The organism is Floricoccus tropicus, from assembly GCF_001832905.1.
In the GTDB taxonomy this organism is placed as follows: domain Bacteria; phylum Bacillota; class Bacilli; order Lactobacillales; family Streptococcaceae; genus Floricoccus; species Floricoccus tropicus.
The window spans coordinates 49057-74093 of record NZ_MKIR01000026.1 but is presented as its reverse complement, the minus strand read 5'-3'; the positions used below and the strand labels follow the sequence as shown (position 1 = coordinate 74093).

The following is a 25037-nucleotide window of genomic DNA, read 5'->3' as shown; positions in this document are numbered from 1 at the left end:
GTCCATTAGGTCGTGTCACAAATTTCTGTGTCACGATTTTTATTGTTTATTTAATGTAAGGGGTTACAATAAAAGTATGGAAATTATTTAAAAATTAATTTATAGGAGGATTCTTTTCATGGAAAAAGAACAAGTTTCATTGAAAGTCAGAGTTCAAAAACTTGGAACTGCACTTTCTAACATGGTAATGCCAAATATCCCAATTTTAATTGCTTGGGGAATTTTGACAGCATTATTTATCTCAGATGGGTGGCTACCTAATGCAAAATTTGCATTAATGGTTGGTCCAATGCTTACGTATTTAATTCCAATCATGATTGGTTATACTGGTGGTAAGAATATTTATGAACATCGTGGTGGAGTTGTTGGTGCTATTGCTACATTTGGAGCTATTGTTGCAACTCAAGGATCATTAGGATTTTATTCTGCAATTGGTGGTCTAAAACCTGAAATGGCTGATTTTGCAACAAAATATGCTGATGCTTTAGCAAATAGGGCACCAGACGTTCCGATGATTTTAGGTGCCATGATTATGGGTCCTCTAGGAGCATGGGTTATCAAAAAATTCGATGCTTGGGTTCAGCCTAAAACACCAACTGGTTTCGAAATGCTTGTAAATAACTTTTCAGCTGGTATCCTAGGTTTCTTATTATCATTAGTCGCAAATATTGCAGTTGGACCTGCAGTTGAAACACTCACAAGCTTCATGGCTAAAGGAGTAGATACATTAATCAATGCCCATCTAATTCCGCTAGCAAATATCTTTATTGAACCAGCAAAAGTTCTTTTCTTGAACAACGCAATCAATCATGGTATTTTAACTCCTCTTGGAACTGAGCAAGCACAACAAACTGGTAAATCACTTTTATTCTTACTAGAAGCTAACCCTGGACCTGGTCTTGGTATCTTACTAGCATTCATGTTCTTTGGTAAAGGTAGTGCAAAAGCTACTGCACCAGGTGCAGCTTTAATTCACTTCTTAGGTGGTATTCATGAAATTTACTTCCCATACGTAATGATGAAACCAGCATTATTCCTTGCAGCAATTGCTGGTGGTGTCACTGGTACTGCAGTTAACAATATGCTTGGTTCAGGTCTTCGTGCTCCAGCAAGTCCTGGTTCAATTATTGCAATTTTAGGTATGACACCAAAAGGAACATTTATTCCTGTAATTATGGGTGTTCTATCAGCAACAGTAGTTTCATTCTTAGTAGCAGCAGTAATTCTTCGTCGTGATAAATCAGATGTTGCTGAAGATGATTTTGAAGCAGCACAAGCAGCAGTTGCTGCTGATAAAGCAGTTTCTAAAGGTATGGCTCAATCAGGTCAAGCATTCGTAGATGAATTAGGCGATACTGGACATATCAAACATATTATCTTTGCATGTGATGCAGGTATGGGTAGCTCAGCAATGGGTGCAAGTATCCTTCGTGATAAAGTTAAAAAAGCTGGCTTAAATATTGATGTAACAAATAAAGCAATCGCTAATCTTAAAGATAGTGCAGATACTTTAGTAGTAACTCAAGAAGAATTAGCTCCACGCGCAGCAACAATGGCTCCAAGCTCAGTCAGAGTAGCAGTTTCAAACTTCCTTAACAGTCCTAAATATGATGAAATTATTGAATCACTTTCAGGAAAAGGAATTGATAATAGCCCAGTAGTTAAGTATACAGAAGCACCATCATCAGATGTTGATTTAAATGTAATTGATGAAGTAGTTTTCGCTCATGGTGAAAAAGTTGGAAGCTCAACAATGGGTAAAGAAACACTCAAAGCAATTTTCAAACATAATAATATCGCTATTCCAATTTCAGATCATGATTTCTCTGAATTAGTAGCATATAATGCTCCAAATATCTTAGTAGTAACACAAAATAAATATGCAGGAATTGCAGAAAAATATGCTCCAACTGCTCAACATTTGAACGTAGATAGTCTCGTTACTACTCCAGAATATGATAAAATAGTAAGTAGAGTAAAATAAGTATAAGGAGTAAGCTGCTATGATAATCACAGTTCGAGAGCAAAAATTAATTGACGCCTTTAAAAAGAAAAAAAAGGTATTAAAAATTGAAGATATGCTTGCAATTACTGGGACCAGCAGACGTACCCTCTACCGAGATTTACAAAATTTACAAGATAGTTTGGCTGAATATGACATAATTCTTCAGCGTACTGATGAAGGCTATCTATTATCAGGAAACCTTAAAGCTCTTGATGATTTGAATTCTCAGAAAGAATGGAGAGCTCAGGATAGATTGCTAGCCGAGCTCTTGATTCTAATTAAGGGAAGGACAAGTCTAACTGAGTTAATGGACTACTTTGGTGCAAGTCAGCCAACAATAAGTAATGATTTGCAGGCTATTGAAAAAGAGTTAACTTACAATTCTGCTGAATTAAGTAGAAAAAATGGTTTATCCATTATAGCCTCAGAATTTACTAAAAGATCAATAATGGTTGGTGTCCTTTCAAAAGTTCTTAAACCATTTGAAATCTTCAATTTAACTGAAAAAAAACTTGAAAAAAATCAAGTTGCAAATCTCATTGACTATTCGGTTTATGATAAGGTAAATCGTGCATTCCAGGGAATTGACTTTAAGGACTTTAGTGATAAAACACAAGCTATCTGGCGATTGTTTTTCGTCGCAAGCCTTGTTGATGATAATGAGATTGAAGAGTCAAATGTTCAACCAAGCAAAGCATCATTAAATAAAACAAAAAAAATAATTGAAAAGATGGATGAGGTGATTTCTGAGAAAGAAATTGCCTATCTCTCTAATATTGCTGATATTTTACATTTTGAAAGAGGAGCTAGTTTCCTATTTACAGAAAAATTTGATACCGACTTTTCTTATAGAATTAGTAAATTTATCAATTTAATGAGTGAAAAGTTACAAATTGATTTTGAAAGAGATGAAAAATTATTCGATTTACTAAATGCTCACTTAAGAAGTACCATGCTTTTACCATCGTTCTTTGACAGAAGTGATGATGTATCAATGATAAAAGAAATTGAAAGTAGCAATCAAAAAATATTTGCTGCCGTAGATGAATTGTTAAACGAAGTTTTTGAAAAGAAATTCTCGAAGAAAGAAGTGGCCTACATAACACTCCATTTTGTATCAACTCTTGAGAGAAGTGATAGCGTTCTGCCTCTAGTTGCAGCACTTATAACTTCAAACGGTTTTGTAACAACAGAGATTGTAAGCCGAAGTATCAAAACACAATTTCCCTTTATTAAGGACATCTCCATTATTCAGTCAAGTCAAATGGGACAGATCGATTTCTCAGGATTTGATGTTATCTTTTCAACTGATAATTTAGAAGTTGATTTTGATTATATCAAACTTGGTGAGATGCTTAGTAGGCAAAATATAGACTATATTTCTAAAGAGTTGAGAAAAATTCAACAGAAGGTGTCTGGTCGTAGGATTCAAAGAAGAACTTCGAGAAATTTTGTAAATATCCAAGAGTTTTTCAAGGTTAGTTCGGAAATTTTAGAGAATTTCAAGATTTCAAATTTAGAGAACAAAAAAGACTTTCAATCACTCGTAGCTAATGTTACAAGTGCGATTGATGAAGATACGGTAACAGATAAAAAAAAAGTAGGGAAAGTAATCGCAAATCGTTTTGTAAGAACACCGTTCGGTATTCCAGAAACGAAAATGGCTCTTTTCCATGCTGTAAGTGATAATATATTGCGTCCAGATTTTGAAATATTTAATTTGGAAACAGAAGTTGAACTTTTGGGTATGGACAAAAAGAAGATGCCTGTATCAAGAATACTTTTACTTATTGCTCCTGAAGATTCTGATGAAGTTGTATCTTATCTTCTTGGAAAAATATCAAGTTCAATTATTGAAAATAAACTCTATACAACTATTTATAATTCAGGTAACTATGACGTAATCTATCAGTTATTAAATCAAATAATTACTGATGGTTTAAAAGAATATGAGGTATGAAATGAAAATCAACAAAAACCTAGTAAAATTAAATGAAAATTTTGCTTCAAAAGAGGAAGCTATTGAATTTTGTGGTAAGCTATTAGTTGAAGGCGGTTACGTAACCCCTGATTATGTTCCAGCAATGATTCAACGTAATGAAGAATTGTCTGTTTATATGGGGAACTTCATTGCGATTCCTCATGGAACTGACGCTGCAAAGAAAGAAGTTAAGAAGAGCGGGATTACTATTGTTCAAGTTCCTAGAGGTGTAGACTTCGGAACTGAAGATGATCCTAAAGTAGCTACTGTGCTATTTGGAATAGCAGGTGTTGGAAATGAACACTTAGATCTAATTCAGAAAATCTCAATCTTCTGTGCTGATGTTGATAATGTCGTGAAACTTGCTGATGCACAAAGTAAAGATGAAATTGTTGAATATTTTGACTTTGACCTATAAAATCGGTCAATTAGAAAGAGAGTAACAAATTGAAAAAAGCAGTACATTTTGGAGCAGGTAATATTGGACGTGGATTTATTGGAGAAATTCTCCATGAAAATGGTTTCGAAATTGCCTTTGTAGACGTAAACGAAAAAATTATTGACGCTTTAAATGACCGTCATGAATATGAAATTGAATTAGCAGAAGATGATAAAAAACGTATTAAAGTAGATAATGTTCGTGGAATTAATAATGGAAAGAATCCTGAAGAAGTTGTAAAAGCAATAAAAGACGCTGATATTATTACAACAGCTATTGGTCCAAATATCTTACCATTCATTGCAGAATTAATTGCAAAAGGAATTCAAGCACGTCGTGAAGAAGGAAATATTAATCCTATTGATGTTATTGCTTGTGAAAATATGATTGGTGGAAGTGAATTTCTTTTTGAAAAAGTTAAAGAATATTTGACTGAAGAAGATTTTGACTTTGTTGATCAATTTGTTGGTTTCCCAAATGCAGCAGTAGATAGAATTGTTCCGAATCAACAACATGAAGATCCATTATTTGTAGTCGTTGAACCATTCAGTGAGTGGGTTGTTGATGAAAGCCAAATGAAGAATACTAATCTTAAGCTTGAAGGTGTCCATTATGCAACATCACTTGAACCATTTATTGAAAGAAAATTGTTCTCAGTAAATACTGGTCATGCTACCGTTGCCTATACAGGTGCATATTATGGTTTTGAAACTATTGATGGAGCACTTAAAGATGAACGTGTCCTTGATGCACTTAAGAATGTCCAAAAAGAAACTCGTACATTATTAATCGCAAAATGGGATTTTGATGAAAAAGATTTAGAACAATATCATGAAAAGATAATTTCTCGTTTTGCTAATACTCATATTTCAGACGAAATTACTCGTGTGGCAAGAACTCCTATTCGTAAATTAGGTTATGATGAAAGATTTATTCGTCCAATCAGAGAACTTTCTGAACGAGGTTTAAGCTACCAAAATCATTTGGACGTTGTGGGTAAGATATTTGCTTACAATGACCCACAAGATCCTCAATCAGTTGAATTACAAGAAAAATTAACAACTCTTCCTCTTGTTGAAGTGATTAAGGAAGTAACTGGTTTATCAGATGAAAAATTAATCGGACAAATTGAAGAAGTTGTTGAAAAATATAAAAAATAATATTTTAAAAAGGTTACTTATTCTGTAACCTTTTTATGGATTATTAAAGTTACAAATAATTATTTGAATTTATATATTATTTGATTTAATAAGTAACACAAATTACTAATATTTTGTAAGCGGTATAATACATTTTATGTTAGTCTAATTAAATTATTTGTGATAAAATGTTCATGTAGAGATTCTTAGTTAAAATTTTAACTAAGAGCTTAAAAAAATAAAAAGAGGTATAAACATGTCACGTAAACCAATTATTGCTGGTAACTGGAAGATGAATAAAACTTTATTAGAAGCTCAAGAATTTGTTGATGCTGTTAAAGATAATATTCCTTCAAGCGAATTAGTAGATACTGTTATTGGTGCTCCAGCACTATTTTTAGCTCCTATGGCTTACTCTAGTCGTGGAACTGAACTTAAACTTTCTGCTCAAAATTCATTCTGGGAAAATTCAGGTGCTTTCACTGGTGAAAATTCTCCAGCAGCAATTGCTGATCTTGGAGTTCAATACATTATTATCGGTCACAGCGAACGTCGTGAATACTTCCACGAAACTGACGAAGATATTAACAAAAAAGCAAAAGCAATCATCGCTAATGGTTTAACACCAATCTTATGTTGTGGTGAAACTCTTGAAACTTTTGAAGCTGGTAAAACTGCTGAGTGGGTTGAAGGACAAATTACTGCTGGACTTAAAGATCTTACTCCAGAACAAGTTTCTAATTTAGTAATCGCTTATGAACCAATCTGGGCAATCGGAACTGGTAAATCAGCAACATCTGAAATTGCTGATGATACTTGTGGAGTTGTTCGTGCTACAGTAGAAAAACTTTATGGTTCAGAAGTAGCTGATAAAGTACGTATTCAATACGGTGGTTCAGTTAAACCTGAAAACGTTGATGAGTACATGAGCAAAGAAAACATTGATGGAGCTTTAGTTGGTGGAGCATCACTAGAAGCAGAATCATTCCTAGCATTGTTAAACTTTGTAAAATAATCTCATAATTGTATACGAAAAAACTGGTAGAATTTATCTATCAGTTTTTTTATTTCAGTATTAAAATGTTATTAAGGACAAATAAAAAAGTTTTACCTAAAAGTGGAAAAACTTTCTGTCATTCGTTGTTATGTTTATTATAATTAAGTAACCTACTGCTTATTTCAAAAACAGAATAGGTAATAATGAAGGATACTAATACTGATACAAAAGTTGGTAAAATCATCATGAAAAGATAATTTAAAATAACTAAGGTAATTGAAAAAAATGACATTTTAGCGAAAAAAATGACTTCCTTCAATCTAGCATCCATGTATTTAGCGTGATCCTCTTTGGGAATAAATTCTCTTGTTAGAGGGCGCTCTTCTTCTTGATTATAATAATAGTTATCGTCCTTATGTGCTTGCATTACTAATTGGCCCTTCATTTAGTGATTTAAGCATAACATAAAAATATAGAATACAATGTTACAAAAAACTTTACAATTGTTACGGTAATATTTCTGAAACGATGCTGTATTCTACAAGACATAAATACAAAGCAGATATTTAAGTTTCAGAAAGTTTTTGAAAACGTAATATTTGTAATATTTAATGTGAAAATTAATACTTATTTATTAAAAAACTTTTTACATAATCGCGATTCATGATATAATTAAGGTTTGGGAGACTATATAATGATAAAAATAACGGCAACTGCTGAGAGCATCGAGCAGGCAAAAAAATTATTAGATGCAGGGGTAGATACCCTCTACATTGGAGAAGGTACTTATGGCCTTCGTCTACCTCACAACTTTACATGGGAGGAGATTAGAGAAATTACTAATCTTGCGCATGAGGCTGGAAAGACTGTTACAGTTGCAGTAAATGCCTTAATGCATCCTGAAAAAATGAAAAACATTAAAGAATATCTGGATTTTTTGCAGGATATTCAAGTTGACAAACTTACAGTAGGCGACACTGGTGTGATATTTGTATTGAAGAGAGATGGTTATAATCTTCCCTACATTTATGATGCATCAACTATGGTTACAAGTGCGCGTCAAGTTAACTTCTGGGCTGAGCATGATGCAAATGCTGCAGTATTAGCTCGTGAACTACCAAAAGATGAATTAGTTTCAATGTCTCAAAAGCTAAATATCCCTGGAGAGATTTTAGTTTACGGAGCAACAATTATTCATCAAACTAAACGTCCTCTTTTACAGAACTATTATAATTTCATCAAAACTGATGAAGATTATTCCTACGAACGTGGACTATTCCTTTCTGAACCAAAAGATGAAACGACTCATTATTCAGTTTTTGAAGATGATCACGGAACTCATATCTTCGCAAGTGATGATGTTGATATGATGCCTGTTCTTAAAGAATTGACTGATATGGATTTTGTAAACTGGAAATTAGAAGGAATTTATTGCCCAGGTGATGATTTTGTTGAAATAGCAAAATTATTCGTTGAGGCAAGAGCTTTAATCGAATCTGGAAAATTTACAGCAGATAAAGCATACCAACTTGATGAAGAAGTTAGAAAACTACATCCAAAAGGAAGAACACTTGGACGTGGATTCTATGACTTCGCCCCAGATGATATTAAATAGAAAAGCTTTAGCGACTGGTCATATTCTGACTTAACTAAAGCATACAGTTCATTAACTCCAATCGTAAGATTGGAGCTGTGTGCTGAGTTAAGGACGGAATATAGGAGCTGAAAGCTAGACAAATAGAAAAGCTTTAGCGACTAGTCATATTTCTGACTTAACTAAAGTTAATGCTTAATAATAACTATCATCTAATCGCTAAAGGTTTGGTCATACTTATTTTGAATGACCTTTTCAAATAGCTAAGTATTTTATTAAAAAGAAAACTTTAATCTTGAAAATTGGAGTAAAAAAATGTCAAACACAAGAAATTTAAAACGTCCTGAAGTTTTAGCACCCGCTGGAACTTTAGAAAAACTGAAAGTAGCCATTCAATATGGAGCAGATGCTGTCTATATTGGTGGTGATGCATATGGACTACGTAGTCGTGCTGGAAACTTTAGCTTTGAAGAAATGGCTGAGGGAGTAGAGTTTGCTAAGAAATATGGTGCACAAGTCTATGTAGCTGCAAATATGGTAACTCATGAAGGAAATGAAGAGGGTGCAGGAGACTTCTTCCGTAAACTTAGAGATATCGGTATCCGTGCAGTAATCGTTAGTGATCCGGCACTTATCTCAATCTGTGCACAAGAAGCACCAGGACTTCCAATCCACCTTTCTACACAAGCTAGTGCAACTAATTTTGAGACACTAGAATTTTGGAAGGAATTGGGACTTGAACGTGTTGTACTAGCACGTGAAGTATCAATGGAAGAGTTAGCTGAAATCCGTAAAAATACAGATATTGAAATTGAAGCATTCGTTCACGGAGCAATGTGTATTTCTTATTCTGGTCGATGCGTACTTTCAAATTATATGAGTCATCGTGATGCCAACCGTGGAGGTTGCTCGCAATCATGTCGCTGGAAATACGATCTTTTCGATATGCCTTATGGTGAGGAAAGACGTAGTATTACAGGAGAAGTTCCAGAGGAATTCTCAATGTCTGCCGTTGACATGAGCATGATTGAACACTTGCCAGATATTATCGAAAATGGAGTGGATAGCCTTAAAATTGAAGGTCGTATGAAATCAATTCACTATGTTTCAACTGTCGCTAATGTATATAAAAAGGGTGTTGATGCTTACTTGGAAAGTCCAGAAGCCTTTGAAGAAATTAAGCCAGCCTTAGTTGATGAACTTTGGAAGGTAGCACAACGTGAGCTTGCTACAGGTTTCTATTACGGAGCACCAACTGAAGAACAACAATTATTTGGAGCCCGTCGTAAAATACCACAGTATAAATTCGTGGGAGAAGTAGTTGACTTTGATCAAGCTACAATGACAGCAACTGTACGTCAAAGAAATGTAATTAAAGTTGGAGACCAAATTGAATTTTATGGTCCAGGATTTAGACACTTTACAACATTCGTTGAAAATCTTCGCAATGAAGATGGTGAATTAATTGACCGTGCACCAAATCCAATGGAATTACTAACAATGACAGTTCCACAAGTAGTTGAACCAGGAGATATGATTCGTCGCCATGGTGAGGGCCTTATCAATCTTTATCAAAAAGATGGGACAAGTAAAACTGTCAGAGCATAAAAAAAAGCCTTAGGGCTTTTTTTCTTATCCATTGAATACCAATTTCTGACTTTTATGAAAGTCTACGATTAGTAGATTGTATAAAAAATCTTTTTCTTTTAGAATATACTATGAGGTGATAATATGAACGGAGATAGAAGAAAAAAATTAAAAGAAGACTATAAAAACAGAATGCCAGAGATGGGAATTGTTTCCTTTAGAAGTAGGCACTCAAATGACGTTTTTGTCGGGATAAGCCGGGATACTCAATCGGTTTACAACAGTAATTTATTTAAGTTGAAAATGGGTAATCATTCTAATAAAAAAATGTTAGAATTATGGAATGAATATGGTGATGATGCCTTTGACTACAAGTTAGAGGTCAAGTTGAAATACGATAACCCTCAAGATGATCAGACCCGTGATTTGGAGGATTTACTAGAGCTTTATTTAGAGGAGAACCCTGACGTTTTGAAAATAGATAATAGGTAGGTAGCTTATGGATGTCGAAAAAGTTGGAACATTAATTTTCCAGTTAAGGAAGGAAAGAAATATGACTCAAAAAGAACTGGCAGACAAATTGAATATTTCCAACAAAACTATTTCTAAGTGGGAATGTGGGAAAGGAGCTCCAGACTCATCAATGTGGCAACCCTTGTCAAACATTCTTGGTGCTGACTTACTTAATCTGCTTCAAGGTAAACTTGAATCCAATCCAAAAGATATTGGAAAAATAGACAGAATAAAGTTTTATGTCTGTAAATCTTGTAAAAATATATTAATAAGTACAGGAGATGCAAGTATATCTTGTTGTGGTAGAAATTTAAAACCATTGAGTATAAATAGTAAAAGTGAAGAGCTTGGAATAAATATAGCAGAGTATGATCAAGCAAATTATATTAGCTTTGAACATTCTATGACTAAAGAAGACTATCTATTATTTGCTTGTTATGTATATGAAGACCGCTTCTTTCTTAATCGATTTTATCCTGAACAAACGCCGGCGTTTTATCTACCAGATTTAAAATTGAATGCTTCTCTATATGTACATTCAATTAATGAAGGATTGTCTAGGTACTCGATCAAAGATCTACTATAAAAGTAAAATAATTAACATAAACCATCTATCTTTATATAATAGGTGGTTTTTATTTGAAAAATTTTTGCATTCTATAAACTAAACAGTTAGAATATTATTTAAAATGGAGGATTTTATGCAAGATAAAAAGGCTGATTTTTCACATGTTTCGGAACTTTATAAGACTGCAAGACCAACCTACTCTGAAAAATATCTAGACTCTATTCCGAAAGGTTTGAAAATAGCTGAATTTGGTGCTGGTACTGGAAAATTAACTTCGCAAATACTATAAGAAAGAGAACCACAACTTTTAATTGCTGTTGAACCAAACATTGATATGAGTAAGAATTTGCATGATCTTGCTAGAACTTTTGAAAGTTTAGAAGTTATTAATGATAGTGCAGAGAATGCAAACCTTGAAGAAGATTCTATTGATAGAATTATTGTTGCCCAAGCCTTTCATTGGTTTGATTGGCAAAAGTTTTTAGATAAGACTCGCTTCATCCTCAAAGATGAAGGTAAAGTTAATCTTATATGGAATAAAAGAGGAGATAGTACTGTAAATAATGAGTGTAGATTACTCTTTGAAAAATACTGCCCGAATTTCAAAGGATTTGGCGGAGGAATTTGGAATAATATTCAACCTCTGGAAAATTTCTTTCAAGAAACAGGCTACAAGTTAACCGAATATGAAAATCCTCTTATTTATAGTAAAAATGACTTCGTCAATAGAAACTTAACTGGTAGTTATATACCTGTTAAGGATAAAGAAGAGTATCTGCTAATAAGAGAAGGACTTGAAGAAATTTTTAATGAGTACTCTGATGAAAATGGACAGATTATAATGGACAACACGACAGTCGTTTACGAAAATATAAAAAATTTTAAGGAGGTAAAGTAATTGAATAATAAAAATTTTATCTGGGATTTAGATGGCACTCTTCTTGATTCTTATCCTGCAATAATTGAATCTCTTTTTGAGACCTACCAGCATTTTGACTTAGATTTTGATAAGGAATATGTTTCCAAATTTATTATTGACATGTCAGTTAAGGACTTATTTAATAAGTTGTCTAGTGAGAATAATATATCTTTTGATGAATTGAAAAAGTATTTCACCAATACTAATAACCAAAAAAACGATATGATTGTTCTAATGCCAGGTGCGTTAGAGGTTCTGGATTATCTATTTGACAATGGATCTAAGCACTTTGTTTATACTCATAAGGGTAGAAATGCTTATGATGTTCTGGATAGCTTGGGAATTGGGCACTTTTTCAAAGAAGTTATAACTAGTGATAATGGTTTTATACGTAAACCTCACCCAGAAGGTGTTGATTATTTGGTGGAAAAATATGATTTGGATAGAGCAGATACCTACTATGTAGGTGATAGGTCACTTGATTATGAAGTTGCCTTAAATTCAGGAATCAAAAGTATTAACTTTATTGTTCCTGATAGCGATATTAATAAACAAATTTCTAGTTTGAAAGATATTGAGGAAATGTTTTAAATAGTCCTAAAGTATGATGTGCTCTTATGAAAAAAGGTTTATTATTAACACATAGATAAGTGATAAGCCTATCTAAAAACTTTTTTTCATAAATACAAAACTCCTTAATAAAATAATTCCTACAAAATACGATTAAGTCAGGTGAAAGCCTGACTTTTTTGTGTTATCAAGTTTAATAAAGTTAATATTTCTTTAAAAAATTAAATATTAATTGACAAAAACTTTAAATATGTTAATATAACTTTAACAAAGTTAAAGCGAGGGATGGATATGGATTGGTTTTATGAATTGGATGAAGAAGATAGAAATTTTATTAAACAATTTGTCCTTTCGTCTGGTTCGTTGAGGGAATTAGCAAAAATATATGGAATTTCATATCCGACTGTGAGGCTTCGACTTGATAGATTAATTGAAAAAATTAAACTACGGGATAAGGATGCAAAAAATCAATTTGAAGTTAAGATGATGCAAATGGTTATTGACGAAAAAATTGATTTAGAAACGGCAAAAAATATTATTTCTTTACATAGGGAGGACAAAAAAAATGACTAAATCAGTTTTATTCGTAGTAGCTGCAATTGTATTTGCTTTTATAGCAATTGGTATACAATCATATTTTGGCAAAATCGGTAGTAAGAAGTTAGGGGCTATTCTTTTCGTGATTTCTTTAATTTTATGGGCTATCTATTTATACAAAGGCTTGGGTTCATCAAGGGATTTTTTCTATATTCCAGTATCTTTTCTCGCATTAATTAGTAGCTGGGAAACGGGTAATAAAATTGGAAAAGTACAGCGAGAAAAGGAGCTCGAAAAAATGAAAGCCAAGGATAATATTAATTAGTCTTCAAATATTGATATATCTGAAAAGTAGTTATTCAAATTGGAGGAATAAAAATGAAAGAAAATATAATGGATTTATTTAATAATAGAATCGTACTAATAATTATTGGCTTTGGTATATTATATTTACAAAAATATTTTGGAAAAAAAGATTATAAAATATTGGGAGCGATACTTCCATTGATATTTTTAATCATATCAATTTTATTTATTTTAAATGGACAAATTAAAACATTATGGGATGTTTTTATGATATTTTTATCAATCTTTATGGCATTAGGATCTTGGCTAGTTGGATATGAAAGTGGAAAAGAAAAACAAGCTAAGGAACTCGAAAAAATGAAGGCTAAAGACTATATTAATAAATAGTCCTAAAGTATGATGTGCTCTTATGAAAAAAAGTTTATTCTTAACATATAGATAAGTGATAAGTTTATCTAAAAACTTTTTTTCATAAATACAAAACTCCTTAATAAAATAATTCCTACAAAATACGATTAAGTCAGGTGAAAGCCTGACTTTTTTGCTGTGCAAAATTTTCTATGAACTTTAAAAGATCTTTTAAATAAGTTATACTAAAAATACAAATGTTAACCTTAAATATTTTTATGGGTTACAAAAGTTTTTTGGAAATAGAGAAGGTTTTTATAATGAATACAATATACAGAAGAATTGATGAATGGAAGTGTAGAGATAAAGATATTGCATTAATATTTAAGAATGGTGAAAATATCACTTATAGTCAATTAAAAAAAGAAATAGATATTCAAATTCAGATAATCAAAGATTTTGAAAAGGACAATAAAATAAACAATCAAGTTATTGCGCTACCTATGAGTTTTAGACTATCCACGGTATCAAAGCTTTTTGCAATTATTAAGTTAAACAAAGTTTTTGTTCCCTTGGCAAGTGATATTGAAATTCAAAAATATTCAACTATTGGTAATCAATTTCACTCAAGTTTATTTTGGGATGAAGAAGGAAAATTACATCAAGTAAATTGGGATGCTGGGAAATATGAATTTCCAGAGAAAACTCTTTTTATAGGTTTTACATCAGGTACAACAGGTCAGCAAAAAGGTTTTGTTCGCGACCACGAAAGTTGGGTAGAAACCTTTCAAGCTTTTGAAGAGCAAAATTTTCCTTTTAGAGCCAAACATGTAGCTTGTTTGTCCCCCTTAAATTATTCACTAGGACTTTATGTCCTTTGCCAAAGTCTATATCTAGGGCAGAGTTTTCTAATGGATAATGACAGTTTCAAGGATATTTTAGCATTAAATCTTGATAAGACTGAAATGTACGGAGTGCCAAGTATTTTAAGAATAAACTTTCTCAAAAACTCTAATATATCCCAGCAAAATTTTAGACTTTTCCTTTCAGGTGAGCCAGTCAATCAAGATCTTCGCGATGACTTTTATCTGCGTTTTCCGAAAGCTGAGTTAGTTGATTTTTATGGTACATCAGAAGCTAGTTTTATTGCCATGAATCGTAAGAAAAAGCCGGAAATTAATGAGTCAGGAATAATTTTTCCAAATGTTACTGTAGATATTGAAAATGCTAAAGATGGAATCGGGGAAATATTCATAAAAAGTCCCATGAGTTTTATGGGTTACTATAATAAGGGAATTTTCAAAGAAGCTAAGCAGCCCATTTTCACGGGTGATCTTGGTTTTGTTAAAAATAATTCGATATATAACATTGGTCGAATAGACAGTAGGATAAATCGAGGCGGTGAGAAGATTTTTCCCAAGTACCTTGAAGCGTTACTTATAGAACATCCAGCTATCAAAGACATCTTAATAGTAGGTCAAGAAGACTTTATTCTGGGTCAAAAAGTTAAAGCCTACATTATCTTCTCTAAGGATAATAGGTTAAGTATTGACCAAATAAATAAGTATTTGAAGCAAAAGGCTAAAAGAAAATCTGTCATTGATTCAATTAGTGAAGTAAAAGAATTTTCTATTAATCCTAGTGGGAAAAGAAGTTTGAAGATTGAGCAAGTGGATTAAAAGACAGGTGTCAGAAAGTGAGTAGCGATGAGTGAAAAAGTTTTTATAATTGATAGTGCAAGGCTTGCAGTTGGAAGATATGGTAGTGTTTTTAAAGATAATTTACCAGAGGAGTTGGGAGCTCACCTTTTAGATGCAATGCTTGAAAGAAATGGTATTGATGCTAAAGAAATTGATCAAATTATATTAGGAAATGTTGTGGCAGGTGGTGGAAATGTAGCGAGAAAAGTAGGTTTATTAAGCAAACTTCCTGTCACAACACCTGCGGTAACTGTTGATATGCAATGTTCATCAGGACTTGAAGCAATAAATATTGCTAGATCAAAAATTATAGCAGATGATGCTGATTTGATAGTTTGTGGTGGTGTCGAAAGTACAAGTCGTGCACCGTGGCAAATGGAAAAACCTCATAATTTATATGGTAGAAACCCTCGTGTTATGGCTCGACAACAGTTATCTACTGGAGAGTATGGTGATCCTGATATGGGATATGCCTGTGAAAGATTGGCAGAAAAATATGAGATTTCTCGTTTAAGACAAGATGAGTTTGCATGTAACAGTCAAAATAAATATGAGTTAGCAAAAGACTTAGGGATTTTTGACAAAGAAATCATTGAATTTGATGGAATTAATCAAGATGAGTGCCCACGCGCTGGAACGACAATTGAAAAATTAGCTAAGTTAAGATCAGCATTTGAAAAGAATGGCACGATTACAGCTGGAAATTGCTGTCCATTAAATGATGGTGCAGGATTAACGTTTTTGGCCAGTCAATCATTTTGTCAGGAAAATAAAATAATTCCTAAATTCGAAGTTATAGCCTCAGCATCAGTTGGTATTGATCCAATTGATTTTGGACTTGGTCCTGCAGTGGCAATTGAAGCGTTGCTTAAGAAGACCAATATCAGTATTAATGATATTGATCGTTTTGAAATTAATGAATCATTTGCGGCTCAAGTTTTAGCTTCCATGGTTGTATCAAATATTCCCTCTGAAAAAGTGAATGTTTCTGGAGGTGCTATTGCCTTTGGACATCCATTTGGAGCAAGTGGAACCATATTAATCAGAAGGTTGATTACTGAGTTAGAGCGAGAAGAATCTTTGAGATTAGGTATTGTTGCCATGTGTGTTGGAGGTGGACAAGGTTCAGCTATCATGATTAAGAAAGTATCAAATGTATAAGAAAAGTGTAAGATTAAGTTTAAACAAGATTAGCCAATATAAAGATGTTGTTTCTTATAAGGGTAATGATTATCCAAAGTCGTACTTTTTAACACTCTGGCAGGAGTTTGATCTAGAAGAATTGAATAATCATGAGCATTTTCTCTTGGAACAAAACATTACGGAGCATTCAAGAGTAATATTTGATAGAGAATACTTACTTGAACTTGAAAGAGTAGATGTAGTTAAAAAAGCTAATGGACAGATATGGCAATATAAATTGTCTTTAAAAGAAGGTGAAAGACTTTATATTGAAGCCTTTACTAAACTATATGTGAGGGTGAAAAATGATTGAAGAAATTATTTTTTCAAGTAGTGACCTAGAAAAATTTCGCTTAATTTCGGGTGATAATAATTCTGTCCATGATACTGGATTGGTTTTCGGTATGCTAATTATGGCAAGAATTGAAGGGATATTATCTAATAAAGGAATAAAGTTCAGTGAGATTGAATATAGGTTCTTGAAACCCCTATATACTGAACATACAGCTACTTTAAAAATTTATGATAGTAAGAGTTTTTCTTTGTTTTTAGATGCGGAGCTTATTGGAGAGGGGGAGTACAATGACTAGTCATGTAGTTTTAATTTCAGGAGGAACTCGAGGTATAGGGAAATCATTAGTTGATTTATATCTTGCTCAAGGTCACAAGGTTGCGACTTTTGGACAAAGTGTAGATAATGTAAATTCTTTGAGGAAACTACATCCAAATGATGATAATTTGCTTCTTGAAAAAGTGGATATTAATAATCCCAAAGATGTTGAAGATTTTGTTGATCAAGTAGTTGATAAATTTTCGTATATAGATGTACTTTATCTCAACGCGGGAATTTATGCTGATTCAAATTTTTTGAAAATGAAAAAAGAACAGTGGGATAAAGTTATTGAGACCAATCTGAAAAGTATTTTCACCCTATCTCAAAAGGTCTTCAAGAAAATGGCTGAAACTGATGGGGAGAAGAGGATCTATCTGATGACCTCTCTTGCTGGGCTTAGTGGTAGTTTCGGTCAAGTTAATTATAGTGCTTCAAAGGCTGGTATGATTGGTTTTGCCAAAGCTTTAGCACTTGAAGGTAAGAAATTTAATATTTCTGTCAATGCAATTTCACCAGCTGCCCTCACTGATATGACTCGACCAATTATTGAAAAGGTTGAAGCCAAATGTGAGCTTGAAAATAAACCATTTCCCGATTACTGGAAAATTGGAACTAGCGATGAGCTTGCCAAAACTTTGATTAGACTAGATGCCAATTTGCAGGGAATGACTGGTCGTATTTTTGGAATAAATGGGGAAAACATAGTCTTATATGAGGAGCCTAAATGTGAAAAATTCGATATTTGATAAAAAGGAACTAACCCAGCTACTGGGTGTAAAATATCCTATAATACAAGGGTCTATGGCATGTATTTCAGATAGTAGTTTTGTCCTTGAAGTTATGAGAATAGGTGCTCTTGCTACTCTCTCAAGCTATGGATTAAGTGCCGAGGAGCTTAGGGAAGAAATACTTTTTATAAAGAGTAAGACAAAGGAAAACTTTGCCTGTAATTTGATGTTACAAAATCCAAATATTGAAGAATTACTTGAAGTACTTATTGAGCTTGAAGTTCCGATTGTGACAGTAAGTGCGGGCTACAATCCGCAGGTAATTTCAAAATTAAAGTATCATAAGATAAAAATTTTAGCTGTTGTATCTAATCTTAAGCAAGCTTTGAAAATGCAGAGTTTAGGTGCGGATGGGATAATCGCAGAAGGAATGGAGTCAGGTGGGCATATTGGACAGCTAACCACTTTAACTTTAATGCAAGAACTAAGTGAAAAAATCCAAATTCCATTGATTGCTGCTGGAGGTATCTCTTCAAGGAAAGCTATTGATTCTCTAGAAAAGTTTGGTATATCTGGAATTCAAGTTGGAACCTTGTTCTTAGTTAGTAAGGAATCTTCTCTGTCTGATAAAGAAAAACTCACCTTATTAGAGGCAAGTTCTCTTGATGCACAAATTGTAGTTTCGTCAAATGGACTTGCCATGCGCGGAGTCAGGGAAGAAAGTGATAAGATAATTCCATGCGGACAAGCAGTAGGTCAGATAGATGAATTGCTGACTTTAAAAGAAATAGTCGAAAATTTAATAAAGATTAATAAATAGTCCTAAAGTATGATGTGCTGATGTTAAAAAAAGTTTATTATTAATACATAGATAAGTGATAAACCTATCTTAAAAACTTTTTTCATAAATACAAAACTCCTTAATAAAAAAATTCCTACAAAATACAATCAAGTCAGGCGAAGGCCTGGCTTTTTTGTCTTGCATTGACAGCAAAGATATTGAGTGTATAATTTGAATTAAGATATATACAATTATTTTGAATTTATTTTTTTGTTTAATAACTCGAAATATAAGAAGGAGTTTATATGATAAAAATTATTTTGATACTTGTTGCTCTAATGACTGTAATAATTTTAGTTTCAGATTTTATCAGCGACTATCGAACTCGTAAGAGGCTTCGCTATGAATGGAATCATAATACAAGGAGACGTAAGGCGCGTGATAGTGATAGTAGTCTTTATGAAAGTTTTCAAGTAAATAAAGAAAGCAAATCTTATAATTATCTTGTTGATGACCAAACGTGGTCTGACCTTGACTTACAAGATTTATTTCGCAAAATTGATATTTCAACCTCTAGTCTTGGAGCTGAATTTCTTTTTTCAAAAATGCGATTGATTAACAAAAAATTTGATAATAAATTTGAAGATATGAAAGAATATGTTGTAAGTAACCCTGAAGAGAGAGTAGAGTTACAGCTTCTATTTTCGAAACTTGGTAAGTCAAATTACAATAATGCTTCAAGTTTTGTTGTATCAAAAGCCACAAAAAAAGAAAATTATATTCTATATCTTTGTTTAGGCATATTCCCCATTATATGTTTGGTTATTGCGCTTTTTAATTCAACATTAGGGTTATCTCTTTTACTTTTCAGTATTTCAATCAATATTATTGTTTATTTCACAACTCAATATACAAGAAAGAACAATATGGATAGCCTTGAATATTTAGTTAAGTCAATATACATTGCCAGGAAGTTAACTAAATATAATTTTCCAGGAAAAGATGAGTTAGCAAAAGCGAACAAAAATTTCAATATTGTATCTAGATTAGGATTTTTCTTCCGAGATAAAGGAGGGATTTCAGAAACCGATATTCTTTTTGAATACATCAATATAATGTTTATGCTTCCAAATATTGCGGCTAGTTACATTCCTAATAAGGTTCATGCGAACGCAAGTGATGCGCAGTTGATTATAGATATTATGTCTAAGCTTGAGGCTGCAATTTCTCTTGCTCATTATGAGAATACCCTTGCTTATTATTGCCAACCGCAATTTGTCAGTGAAAAAGCTGTTCTAGGGACTGACCTCTACCACCCTTTGGTTGATGGCGCCGTAGCAAACGATGCTAATTTTTCTAAAAACATGATTATCAGTGGCGACAATGCCTCAGGTAAGTCAACTTATTTGCGAACCGTTGCCATAAGTCTTATTACTTCCCAAACCCTTAACATTGCTTTCGCTAGTAATTTAAGTATCTCATATGGGAATGTCATGAGTTCCATGGGGGTTAGTGATAGCATTGAGACGGGAGATAGTTACTTTATATCTGAAAGTAAGTCTATAAAACGGATGCTAGAAGCCCTTGGGCAAAATGATTTTTCATACTTCTTTATCGATGAGCTTTTCAAAGGAACTAATACCATTGAGCGAATTGGCTCAGGAATTGGAATTCTTAACTGGCTTGAAGATAAAAATTGTATATATATGGTTTCCAGCCATGACGTTGAATTAGTAGAACTGATGAGTAAAAGTATTGATAGTTACCACTTTGATAGTCAATATGAGAACAAGAAAATTATTTTTGACTATAAGATTAAAAAGGGAAGTGCTATTACCAAGAATGCCGTTAATACTCTAGAATCACTAAATTATCCAGACGAAATAACCTCAATGTCTAAAAAAGTAATAAAAAATTATGAAAGAAACCATAAGTGGGAAGTGTAAAAAGCCAATCTAAATTTTAGGATTGGCTTTTTTAGTAATTACTCCGCAAATGCATTTTCAGTAAATCTTATTTCATTATTTTCTGAGTCAACTTGACATTCTATTCCGTAAGGTAATACGCAACGTGGATTTGCGTGACCAAAGTTAACATTGTAGACGATTGGAATGTCTGGATTATCAATGACTTTAATTAGTTCATCTTTATATTCTTGATAATAAACTTCATCTTGTGGTTTACCAATAATAATGCCGTTAATTACATCAAAAACTCCATTTTCTTTCAAATAGTTTAGGTTTTGAGAAAACTCCTTTGGAGAAATTCTCTCTTCGCAGGTTTCAATGAAAAGTATTTTGCCCTCCCATGAGTCCTTTTGTGGAAATAGATTGTATTTTGCGCAGGTTTCGAATTCATCAGGATATCTTTGATCACCTAAAACGTCCCCTAAACTTTCAAGACATCCACCAAGAAGTTTTCCTGAAAATACAGCATCTCCTTGTAAAAGTTCAAATCCTTTTGTATCTGGATGGCTAGCTCTATCAGTTCCCAATGCACTTTCAGAAAAATCTGTTCTTTCTTCATACCAAATTGGACTTGATTTTATTGTATCTAAAGTGCCATTTCCCTCAATATATTTGAGAAAATACTCTTTATTGTAGGGAAGCATGTCCGATGCCATTTCGCCTAGGTCAGTTATGAATGATGGACCATAATAGGTTGTTAATCCTAGGTTGTGGAACATGAGGTGGTTGACTGTCGTATCAGAGTATCCAGTGAAAAGTTTGGGGTGATTTTTGACATTTTCAATGAAAGTTTTGTCCTCTAATAAGTAAGGTAGAAGACGATAGGTATCATCACCGCCGATAGCGCAGATTATACCTTTGATTGAATTGTCAGCGAAAGCATCTTTCAAGTCTTGTGCACGCGCTTCAGGATGTTCTTTCAGATACTTGATTCCTTTCAGGCTATTGGGCATAAAAACAGGTTCTAGACCGAAATCTTTGAGTCGCTTTGTCCCAAGCTCCAAATTGTGCTTGACGAAGTCCTCTCCCAGTAGTCCACTAGATAGGCTAACAATAGCAACCTTATCGCCTTGTTTTAATCTTTTTGCTTTAGTCATATTTTAACCTCCTTATAAATTTTAATAATTATAACACAAGAATACTAAATATAATTATTAATTGTATTGCTTTACAAAAATAATTTAGTTATTCTAATGTCAGATTAAATTATTAAAATAAAATAGGTAGGATATATGAAATATTTAGAATCATACTTTGATGACGACTCAAGCCAGTCTATCCTTGATAAGGAATACAGAGAATATAAAAAATATTTAATAAATAATAAGGACAATTTCGATGAAAATACCATCGAGATTTTAGCAAAAATGGACTATCATGATGCAAAGATTGTTAACGTGACTTTAAGCGAAGTATCTAAAGCTAAAAATGATTGGGAAAAGTACATTGATTTAAAAATCAATCTTCTTTCTTATGATAAAAGTACGAAATATGAAGTACTTTTTGAAGATGTTAAAGATTTTTCATTTACAAAAAGTTTTAATAATCTAATGAATAATGGATTTGGAGATGTTTTAGTAATGGAATGTATACATGATGAGGAAAACTATATTTTTGAACTATATCTCTCCGAGTGTATCCCTATGTTAGTTAAGTCTAGAGAATTTAAAATTACTAAATCAAAAATATAAAATAAAAAGGTAGTAATGAATGTTTTTAGAATCATTCACTATTACCTTTTTTAATATTCTAATATCAAATGTGCTGCTAGGGGAACGAATATTACATACATAATACCAGTAATGCCAATGGCTAAAGCTCCCATAGCACCTTGAACTTTACCGAGTTCGATTGCAGTTCCTGTTCCGACAGCGTGACCAGTTCCACCAAGAGCTATTCCTTGAGCAACAGGGTCTGTAATCCTAAAAAGTTTAAGAAGAGGTAGACCTAGAGCGCTTGTCAGTATGCCGGTTGCTACAACCACCACAATAGTAATTGTAGTAACACCATGAATTTTTTCAGTAATTCCCATTGCCATAGCAGTAGTTACAGATTTTGGAAAAAGAGATAAACTGGCAAGCTTGGGGAGTCCAAATAACTTAAGAAGTATGGCAGTTAGGCTGGTATTTACAATAGCCGCAACACCAATACTGATAAGAATCGACTTTATATGATGTTTTAGTAGATGGAAGGTTTTATACAAAGGAATTCCAAGTGCCACGGTAGATGGACCAATTAGATCAGTTAGGATTGAACCACCTTTATAGTAATTTTTGTAAGGTATCTTAAAAATTAAAAGAATAGCAATAATAATTATCGTTGAAACCAATAGTGGACTTGTCCAAGCTCTAGGTTTAAACTCATTTATCCTCACAGCTACAATAAAGACAAAAATAGTTAGAGTAATTCCAAAAAGCGGAGTCGAAGTAATAGTATCAATCATTTATTTCACCTCCTTGACCATTCTTAGGCACATAATCTCCTTCATATTTGTTCTTTATAAACTGTACAATACGTCCGAGGAGAAAAATATTAATTATCAAAGCTAAGACAACTATGAAAGCTATTTGAATCCAGTATTTTGAAATTAAACCCCATTTAGCCATAATTCCAACACCCGCTGGTAAAAATAAAATGGTCATATTATTGATTAAAAAGTCCCCAACTACATCAATATGCTCAGTCTTTAAAAGCTTAAATTGAAGAGCTAGAAAAAGAAAAATCATACCAATAATGCTACCAGGAATTGGTAAATTAAAAACATTTGAAATACTATCTCCAATAAATGAAAAAGCAAAAATTATAAGTATTTGAAAGTATATTTTCATAAAATCTCCCTTATTTAAAAAATAAACTATTTTTATAATAGACCTTTGTAAATATATTTTCAATAATATATAGGTTTGTTAATTGTTCTAATGAAAAATATGTAAATAAAACATGCAATATTTTGTGAATATTTCACAAATATAAGTGTTTATAAAATTGGGATATACTAATAAAAAGTATATAAAATTCACAAATCCTATTTAAAAGTAAGCGTTTTCGGAGTATAATGTGATTATAGAAAAAGGAGGAGTTTATTATGAGTTTTTTAAAACCACCAAAGGCAAAGGCATTAGTTTCTGCTGAAAAGGTTGATCCTACTTATAAAAAATTACGCTTACAAGTATTTATAGGTATATTTATTGGTTATGCAGGATATTATCTTGTTAGAAATAATTTTTCAATCGCTATTCCAAAGCTTATTGAACAAGGATTTACAAAAGCCCAGCTTGGTTGGGCATTCTCAGCTGTATCAATTGCATATGGTTTTAGTAAGTTTTTCATGGCGATTCTGTCTGACAGGAGTAATGCAAGAATCTTTTTACCTCTAGGACTGGTCTTGACGGCAATTGTTAATTTAATTTTTGGATTTGTTCCTGCTGCGACTGAATCGGTTACATCTATGTTTGTGCTTCTCTTTTTAGTTGGATGGTTTGGTGGAATGGGATGGCCACCATGTGGAAGAATTTTGACACATTGGTATTCTATTTCAGAGCGTGGTATGTGGACATCAGTTTGGAACACAGCTCATAATGTGGGTGGGGCAATAATGGCACCTCTTGCTGCAGCGGGAATCACCTTTATTGGTGTTCATTTCACAGGAATGAAAGATTACACTGGAGCTTTTATTTTTCCAGCTCTCGCAGCTCTTGTGGTAGCCTTGGTTTCTTACTTACTTATTCGAGATACACCGGAGTCTCAGGGACTTCCAGCAATTGAAGAGTATAAAAATGACTTTGCAAATAGTGACCATGTGACTTATGAAGAAGAATTTACTGTAAAAGAAATTTTATTTACATATGTATTAAAAAATAAATGGATTTGGATAATCTCATTTGCAAATATTTTTGTTTATTTTGTTAGATATGGAATAGGTAATTGGTCACCAACATATTTATTTGAGGTTAAAAATCTTCCTCTAACAGCAACATCTCATTCATATGCACTTTATGAACTTGCAGGAATTCCAGGAACAATTTTTGCTGGATGGTTTTCTGATAAGGTGTTTAAAGGTCGTCGTGGACCAGCTGGTTTCTGTCTTATGCTTCTAGTTAGTGTCTTTGTATTTATGTATTGGAAGGCACCAAGTATGACGTTTGTAAATATCGGTTTATTTATGACAGGTTTCTTAATTTATGGTCCTGTAATGTTAATCGGACTACAAGCTTTAGACTCAGTACCTAAAAAAGCTGCCGGAACAGCAGCAGGATTGACAGGACTATTTGGATATTTATTTGGTTCAGTAGCTGCCAACGCAGCAATGGGAGTAATAGTAGATAACATGGGATGGGATGCAGGTTTTACAGCAATCATAGCGTCATGTCTAATCGCTGCAGCTTTGTTCTCATTAACATGGAACTTACGTGGACAAGAAGTAATTAAAAAATAATAAAAAATTCGAACTTCTAAAATAATTAGGAGTTCGAATTTATTTTTTTAAAAGTTACTTATCTATATTTTATGAAAAATTAATTTTGAGAAAAACTCTATATGTATTAATATATTTACAAATCAATA

Annotated in this window: 28 protein-coding genes; 24 read left to right on the top strand and 4 right to left on the bottom strand. The window is 32.8% G+C overall.

Annotated elements, in window-relative coordinates; genetic code table 11:
- Positions 1 to 118 precede the first annotated feature (118 nt).
- The 5 genes from BG261_RS10185 to tpiA all read left to right on the top strand — a co-directional run bounded on the left by BG261_RS10185 (position 119) and on the right by tpiA (position 6579).
- On the top strand, positions 119 to 1984 hold the full coding sequence (locus tag BG261_RS10185) for a PTS mannitol transporter subunit IIBC (protein WP_070793219.1): 1866 nt from the start codon (positions 119 to 121) through the stop codon (positions 1982 to 1984).
- 19 nt (positions 1985 to 2003) lie between these two features.
- A complete protein-coding gene (locus BG261_RS10180; protein ID WP_070793218.1) occupies positions 2004 to 3965 on the top strand; it encodes a BglG family transcription antiterminator in 1962 nt (653 codons plus the stop codon).
- Position 3966: 1 nt separating this feature from the next.
- Complete coding sequence (locus BG261_RS10175) at positions 3967 to 4404, top strand: PTS mannitol transporter subunit IIA (protein WP_070793217.1); 438 nt, start codon at positions 3967 to 3969, stop codon at positions 4402 to 4404.
- Positions 4405 to 4433: 29 nt separating this feature from the next.
- Positions 4434 to 5585: a mannitol-1-phosphate 5-dehydrogenase gene (locus BG261_RS10170; RefSeq protein WP_070793216.1), complete on the top strand. Its 1152-nt coding sequence runs from the start codon at positions 4434 to 4436 to the stop codon at positions 5583 to 5585.
- Between the two features lie 235 nt (positions 5586 to 5820).
- Positions 5821 to 6579: a triose-phosphate isomerase gene (gene tpiA, locus BG261_RS10165; RefSeq protein ID WP_070793215.1), complete on the top strand. Its 759-nt coding sequence runs from the start codon at positions 5821 to 5823 to the stop codon at positions 6577 to 6579.
- Between the two features lie 118 nt (positions 6580 to 6697).
- Here tpiA and BG261_RS10160 read toward each other — a convergent pair whose 3' ends face one another.
- Positions 6698 to 6988 (bottom strand): DUF3270 family protein, encoded by a 291-nt coding sequence (locus tag BG261_RS10160; RefSeq protein WP_070793214.1) that lies wholly within the window; start codon positions 6986 to 6988, stop codon positions 6698 to 6700.
- Between the two features lie 267 nt (positions 6989 to 7255).
- Between BG261_RS10160 and BG261_RS10155 the strand changes: the two genes are divergently transcribed.
- The 17 genes from BG261_RS10155 to BG261_RS10080 all read left to right on the top strand — a co-directional run bounded on the left by BG261_RS10155 (position 7256) and on the right by BG261_RS10080 (position 20453).
- Complete coding sequence (locus BG261_RS10155; RefSeq protein ID WP_070793213.1) at positions 7256 to 8176, top strand: peptidase U32 family protein; 921 nt, start codon at positions 7256 to 7258, stop codon at positions 8174 to 8176.
- A 294-nt stretch (positions 8177 to 8470) separates the two neighbouring features.
- Positions 8471 to 9763: a peptidase U32 family protein gene (locus BG261_RS10150; protein WP_070793212.1), complete on the top strand. Its 1293-nt coding sequence runs from the start codon at positions 8471 to 8473 to the stop codon at positions 9761 to 9763.
- A gap of 123 nt (positions 9764 to 9886) precedes the next feature.
- The gene (locus BG261_RS10145) at positions 9887 to 10234 is read left to right on the top strand and encodes a GIY-YIG nuclease family protein (RefSeq protein ID WP_070793211.1); all 348 of its coding nucleotides are present in this window, start codon (positions 9887 to 9889) and stop codon (positions 10232 to 10234) included.
- 7 nt (positions 10235 to 10241) lie between these two features.
- Positions 10242 to 10841, top strand: coding sequence for a helix-turn-helix domain-containing protein (locus tag BG261_RS10140; RefSeq protein ID WP_070793210.1), 600 nt, complete (start codon positions 10242 to 10244; stop codon positions 10839 to 10841).
- 115 nt (positions 10842 to 10956) lie between these two features.
- Positions 10957 to 11112, top strand: coding sequence for a hypothetical protein (locus tag BG261_RS11525; RefSeq protein WP_158007202.1), 156 nt, complete (start codon positions 10957 to 10959; stop codon positions 11110 to 11112).
- Positions 11113 to 11157: 45 nt separating this feature from the next.
- Positions 11158 to 11721 carry a methyltransferase domain-containing protein gene (locus tag BG261_RS10135; protein WP_075201867.1) on the top strand — a complete coding sequence of 188 codons (564 nt, stop codon included), beginning with the start codon at positions 11158 to 11160 and terminating at the stop codon, positions 11719 to 11721.
- A complete protein-coding gene (locus BG261_RS10130) occupies positions 11722 to 12333 on the top strand; it encodes an HAD-IA family hydrolase (RefSeq protein WP_070793208.1) in 612 nt (203 codons plus the stop codon). It begins immediately after the preceding gene.
- Positions 12334 to 12603: 270 nt separating this feature from the next.
- Positions 12604 to 12885 carry a DUF2089 family protein gene (locus tag BG261_RS10125; protein WP_070793207.1) on the top strand — a complete coding sequence of 94 codons (282 nt, stop codon included), beginning with the start codon at positions 12604 to 12606 and terminating at the stop codon, positions 12883 to 12885.
- Entirely contained in the window at positions 12878 to 13174 is a 297-nt protein-coding gene (locus BG261_RS10120) for a hypothetical protein (RefSeq protein WP_070793206.1), read from the top strand. The genes BG261_RS10125 and BG261_RS10120 overlap by 8 nt, the downstream gene beginning before the upstream one ends.
- A 53-nt stretch (positions 13175 to 13227) precedes the next feature.
- Complete coding sequence (locus BG261_RS10115; RefSeq protein WP_070793205.1) at positions 13228 to 13542, top strand: hypothetical protein; 315 nt, start codon at positions 13228 to 13230, stop codon at positions 13540 to 13542.
- Positions 13543 to 13823: 281 nt separating this feature from the next.
- Complete coding sequence (locus BG261_RS10110) at positions 13824 to 15182, top strand: AMP-binding protein (RefSeq protein ID WP_070793204.1); 1359 nt, start codon at positions 13824 to 13826, stop codon at positions 15180 to 15182.
- A 27-nt stretch (positions 15183 to 15209) separates the two neighbouring features.
- Positions 15210 to 16364, top strand: coding sequence for a thiolase family protein (locus tag BG261_RS10105; RefSeq protein ID WP_070793203.1), 1155 nt, complete (start codon positions 15210 to 15212; stop codon positions 16362 to 16364).
- Positions 16357 to 16698, top strand: coding sequence for a hypothetical protein (locus BG261_RS10100; protein WP_070793202.1), 342 nt, complete (start codon positions 16357 to 16359; stop codon positions 16696 to 16698). The genes BG261_RS10105 and BG261_RS10100 overlap by 8 nt, the downstream gene beginning before the upstream one ends.
- Positions 16691 to 16975 (top strand): hotdog family protein, encoded by a 285-nt coding sequence (locus tag BG261_RS10095; RefSeq protein ID WP_070793201.1) that lies wholly within the window; start codon positions 16691 to 16693, stop codon positions 16973 to 16975. Before BG261_RS10100 ends, BG261_RS10095 begins: the two co-directional genes overlap by 8 nt.
- Positions 16968 to 17744, top strand: a complete 777-nt coding sequence (locus BG261_RS10090) for an SDR family NAD(P)-dependent oxidoreductase (protein ID WP_070793200.1) — start codon at positions 16968 to 16970, stop codon at positions 17742 to 17744. The genes BG261_RS10095 and BG261_RS10090 overlap by 8 nt, the downstream gene beginning before the upstream one ends.
- Positions 17725 to 18546 (top strand): NAD(P)H-dependent flavin oxidoreductase, encoded by an 822-nt coding sequence (locus BG261_RS10085; protein ID WP_070793199.1) that lies wholly within the window; start codon positions 17725 to 17727, stop codon positions 18544 to 18546. Before BG261_RS10090 ends, BG261_RS10085 begins: the two co-directional genes overlap by 20 nt.
- A 266-nt stretch (positions 18547 to 18812) precedes the next feature.
- Complete coding sequence (locus BG261_RS10080; protein ID WP_070793198.1) at positions 18813 to 20453, top strand: MutS-related protein; 1641 nt, start codon at positions 18813 to 18815, stop codon at positions 20451 to 20453.
- A 38-nt stretch (positions 20454 to 20491) separates the two neighbouring features.
- Here the strand turns inward: BG261_RS10080 and BG261_RS10075 are convergent, their stop codons facing one another.
- The gene (locus tag BG261_RS10075; protein WP_070793197.1) at positions 20492 to 21571 is read right to left on the bottom strand and encodes a S66 family peptidase; all 1080 of its coding nucleotides are present in this window, start codon (positions 21569 to 21571) and stop codon (positions 20492 to 20494) included.
- A gap of 135 nt (positions 21572 to 21706) precedes the next feature.
- Between BG261_RS10075 and BG261_RS10070 the strand changes: the two genes are divergently transcribed.
- Positions 21707 to 22165, top strand: a complete 459-nt coding sequence (locus BG261_RS10070) for a hypothetical protein (protein WP_070793196.1) — start codon at positions 21707 to 21709, stop codon at positions 22163 to 22165.
- 50 nt (positions 22166 to 22215) lie between these two features.
- Here the strand turns inward: BG261_RS10070 and BG261_RS10065 are convergent, their stop codons facing one another.
- Complete coding sequence (locus BG261_RS10065; RefSeq protein WP_083318338.1) at positions 22216 to 22914, bottom strand: LrgB family protein; 699 nt, start codon at positions 22912 to 22914, stop codon at positions 22216 to 22218.
- Positions 22910 to 23302, bottom strand: a complete 393-nt coding sequence (locus tag BG261_RS10060; protein ID WP_070793194.1) for a CidA/LrgA family protein — start codon at positions 23300 to 23302, stop codon at positions 22910 to 22912. Before BG261_RS10060 ends, BG261_RS10065 begins: the two co-directional genes overlap by 5 nt.
- 257 nt (positions 23303 to 23559) lie before the next feature.
- On the opposite strand from BG261_RS10060, the gene pgtP reads away from it, so the two are divergent.
- Positions 23560 to 24909 (top strand): phosphoglycerate transporter protein PgtP, encoded by a 1350-nt coding sequence (gene pgtP / locus BG261_RS10055; protein ID WP_070793193.1) that lies wholly within the window; start codon positions 23560 to 23562, stop codon positions 24907 to 24909.
- Positions 24910 to 25037 lie beyond the last annotated feature (128 nt).

Bases quoted from the DNA above. Each gene is read 5' to 3' on its own strand.
- BG261_RS10115 (WP_070793205.1), top strand. From the start codon at position 13,228: ATGAAAGAAAATATAATGGATTTATTTAATAATAGAATCGTACTAATA.
- pgtP (WP_070793193.1), top strand. From the start codon at position 23,560: ATGAGTTTTTTAAAACCACCAAAGGCAAAGGCATTAGTTTCTGCTGAA.
- BG261_RS10180 (WP_070793218.1), top strand. From the start codon at position 2,004: ATGATAATCACAGTTCGAGAGCAAAAATTAATTGACGCCTTTAAAAAG.
- BG261_RS10100 (WP_070793202.1), top strand. From the start codon at position 16,357: ATGTATAAGAAAAGTGTAAGATTAAGTTTAAACAAGATTAGCCAATAT.
- BG261_RS10185 (WP_070793219.1), top strand. From the start codon at position 119: ATGGAAAAAGAACAAGTTTCATTGAAAGTCAGAGTTCAAAAACTTGGA.
- BG261_RS10140 (WP_070793210.1), top strand. From the start codon at position 10,242: ATGGATGTCGAAAAAGTTGGAACATTAATTTTCCAGTTAAGGAAGGAA.
- BG261_RS10135 (WP_075201867.1), top strand. From the start codon at position 11,158: ATGAGTAAGAATTTGCATGATCTTGCTAGAACTTTTGAAAGTTTAGAA.
- BG261_RS10150 (WP_070793212.1), top strand. From the start codon at position 8,471: ATGTCAAACACAAGAAATTTAAAACGTCCTGAAGTTTTAGCACCCGCT.
- BG261_RS10160 (WP_070793214.1), bottom strand. From the start codon at position 6,988: ATGCAAGCACATAAGGACGATAACTATTATTATAATCAAGAAGAAGAG.
- tpiA (WP_070793215.1), top strand. From the start codon at position 5,821: ATGTCACGTAAACCAATTATTGCTGGTAACTGGAAGATGAATAAAACT.
- BG261_RS10110 (WP_070793204.1), top strand. From the start codon at position 13,824: ATGAATACAATATACAGAAGAATTGATGAATGGAAGTGTAGAGATAAA.
- BG261_RS11525 (WP_158007202.1), top strand. From the start codon at position 10,957: ATGCAAGATAAAAAGGCTGATTTTTCACATGTTTCGGAACTTTATAAG.
- BG261_RS10095 (WP_070793201.1), top strand. From the start codon at position 16,691: ATGATTGAAGAAATTATTTTTTCAAGTAGTGACCTAGAAAAATTTCGC.
- BG261_RS10145 (WP_070793211.1), top strand. From the start codon at position 9,887: ATGAACGGAGATAGAAGAAAAAAATTAAAAGAAGACTATAAAAACAGA.
- BG261_RS10105 (WP_070793203.1), top strand. From the start codon at position 15,210: ATGAGTGAAAAAGTTTTTATAATTGATAGTGCAAGGCTTGCAGTTGGA.
- BG261_RS10120 (WP_070793206.1), top strand. From the start codon at position 12,878: ATGACTAAATCAGTTTTATTCGTAGTAGCTGCAATTGTATTTGCTTTT.
- BG261_RS10070 (WP_070793196.1), top strand. From the start codon at position 21,707: ATGAAATATTTAGAATCATACTTTGATGACGACTCAAGCCAGTCTATC.
- BG261_RS10125 (WP_070793207.1), top strand. From the start codon at position 12,604: ATGGATTGGTTTTATGAATTGGATGAAGAAGATAGAAATTTTATTAAA.
- BG261_RS10090 (WP_070793200.1), top strand. From the start codon at position 16,968: ATGACTAGTCATGTAGTTTTAATTTCAGGAGGAACTCGAGGTATAGGG.
- BG261_RS10075 (WP_070793197.1), bottom strand. From the start codon at position 21,571: ATGACTAAAGCAAAAAGATTAAAACAAGGCGATAAGGTTGCTATTGTT.
- BG261_RS10155 (WP_070793213.1), top strand. From the start codon at position 7,256: ATGATAAAAATAACGGCAACTGCTGAGAGCATCGAGCAGGCAAAAAAA.
- BG261_RS10175 (WP_070793217.1), top strand. From the start codon at position 3,967: ATGAAAATCAACAAAAACCTAGTAAAATTAAATGAAAATTTTGCTTCA.
- BG261_RS10080 (WP_070793198.1), top strand. From the start codon at position 18,813: ATGATAAAAATTATTTTGATACTTGTTGCTCTAATGACTGTAATAATT.
- BG261_RS10060 (WP_070793194.1), bottom strand. From the start codon at position 23,302: ATGAAAATATACTTTCAAATACTTATAATTTTTGCTTTTTCATTTATT.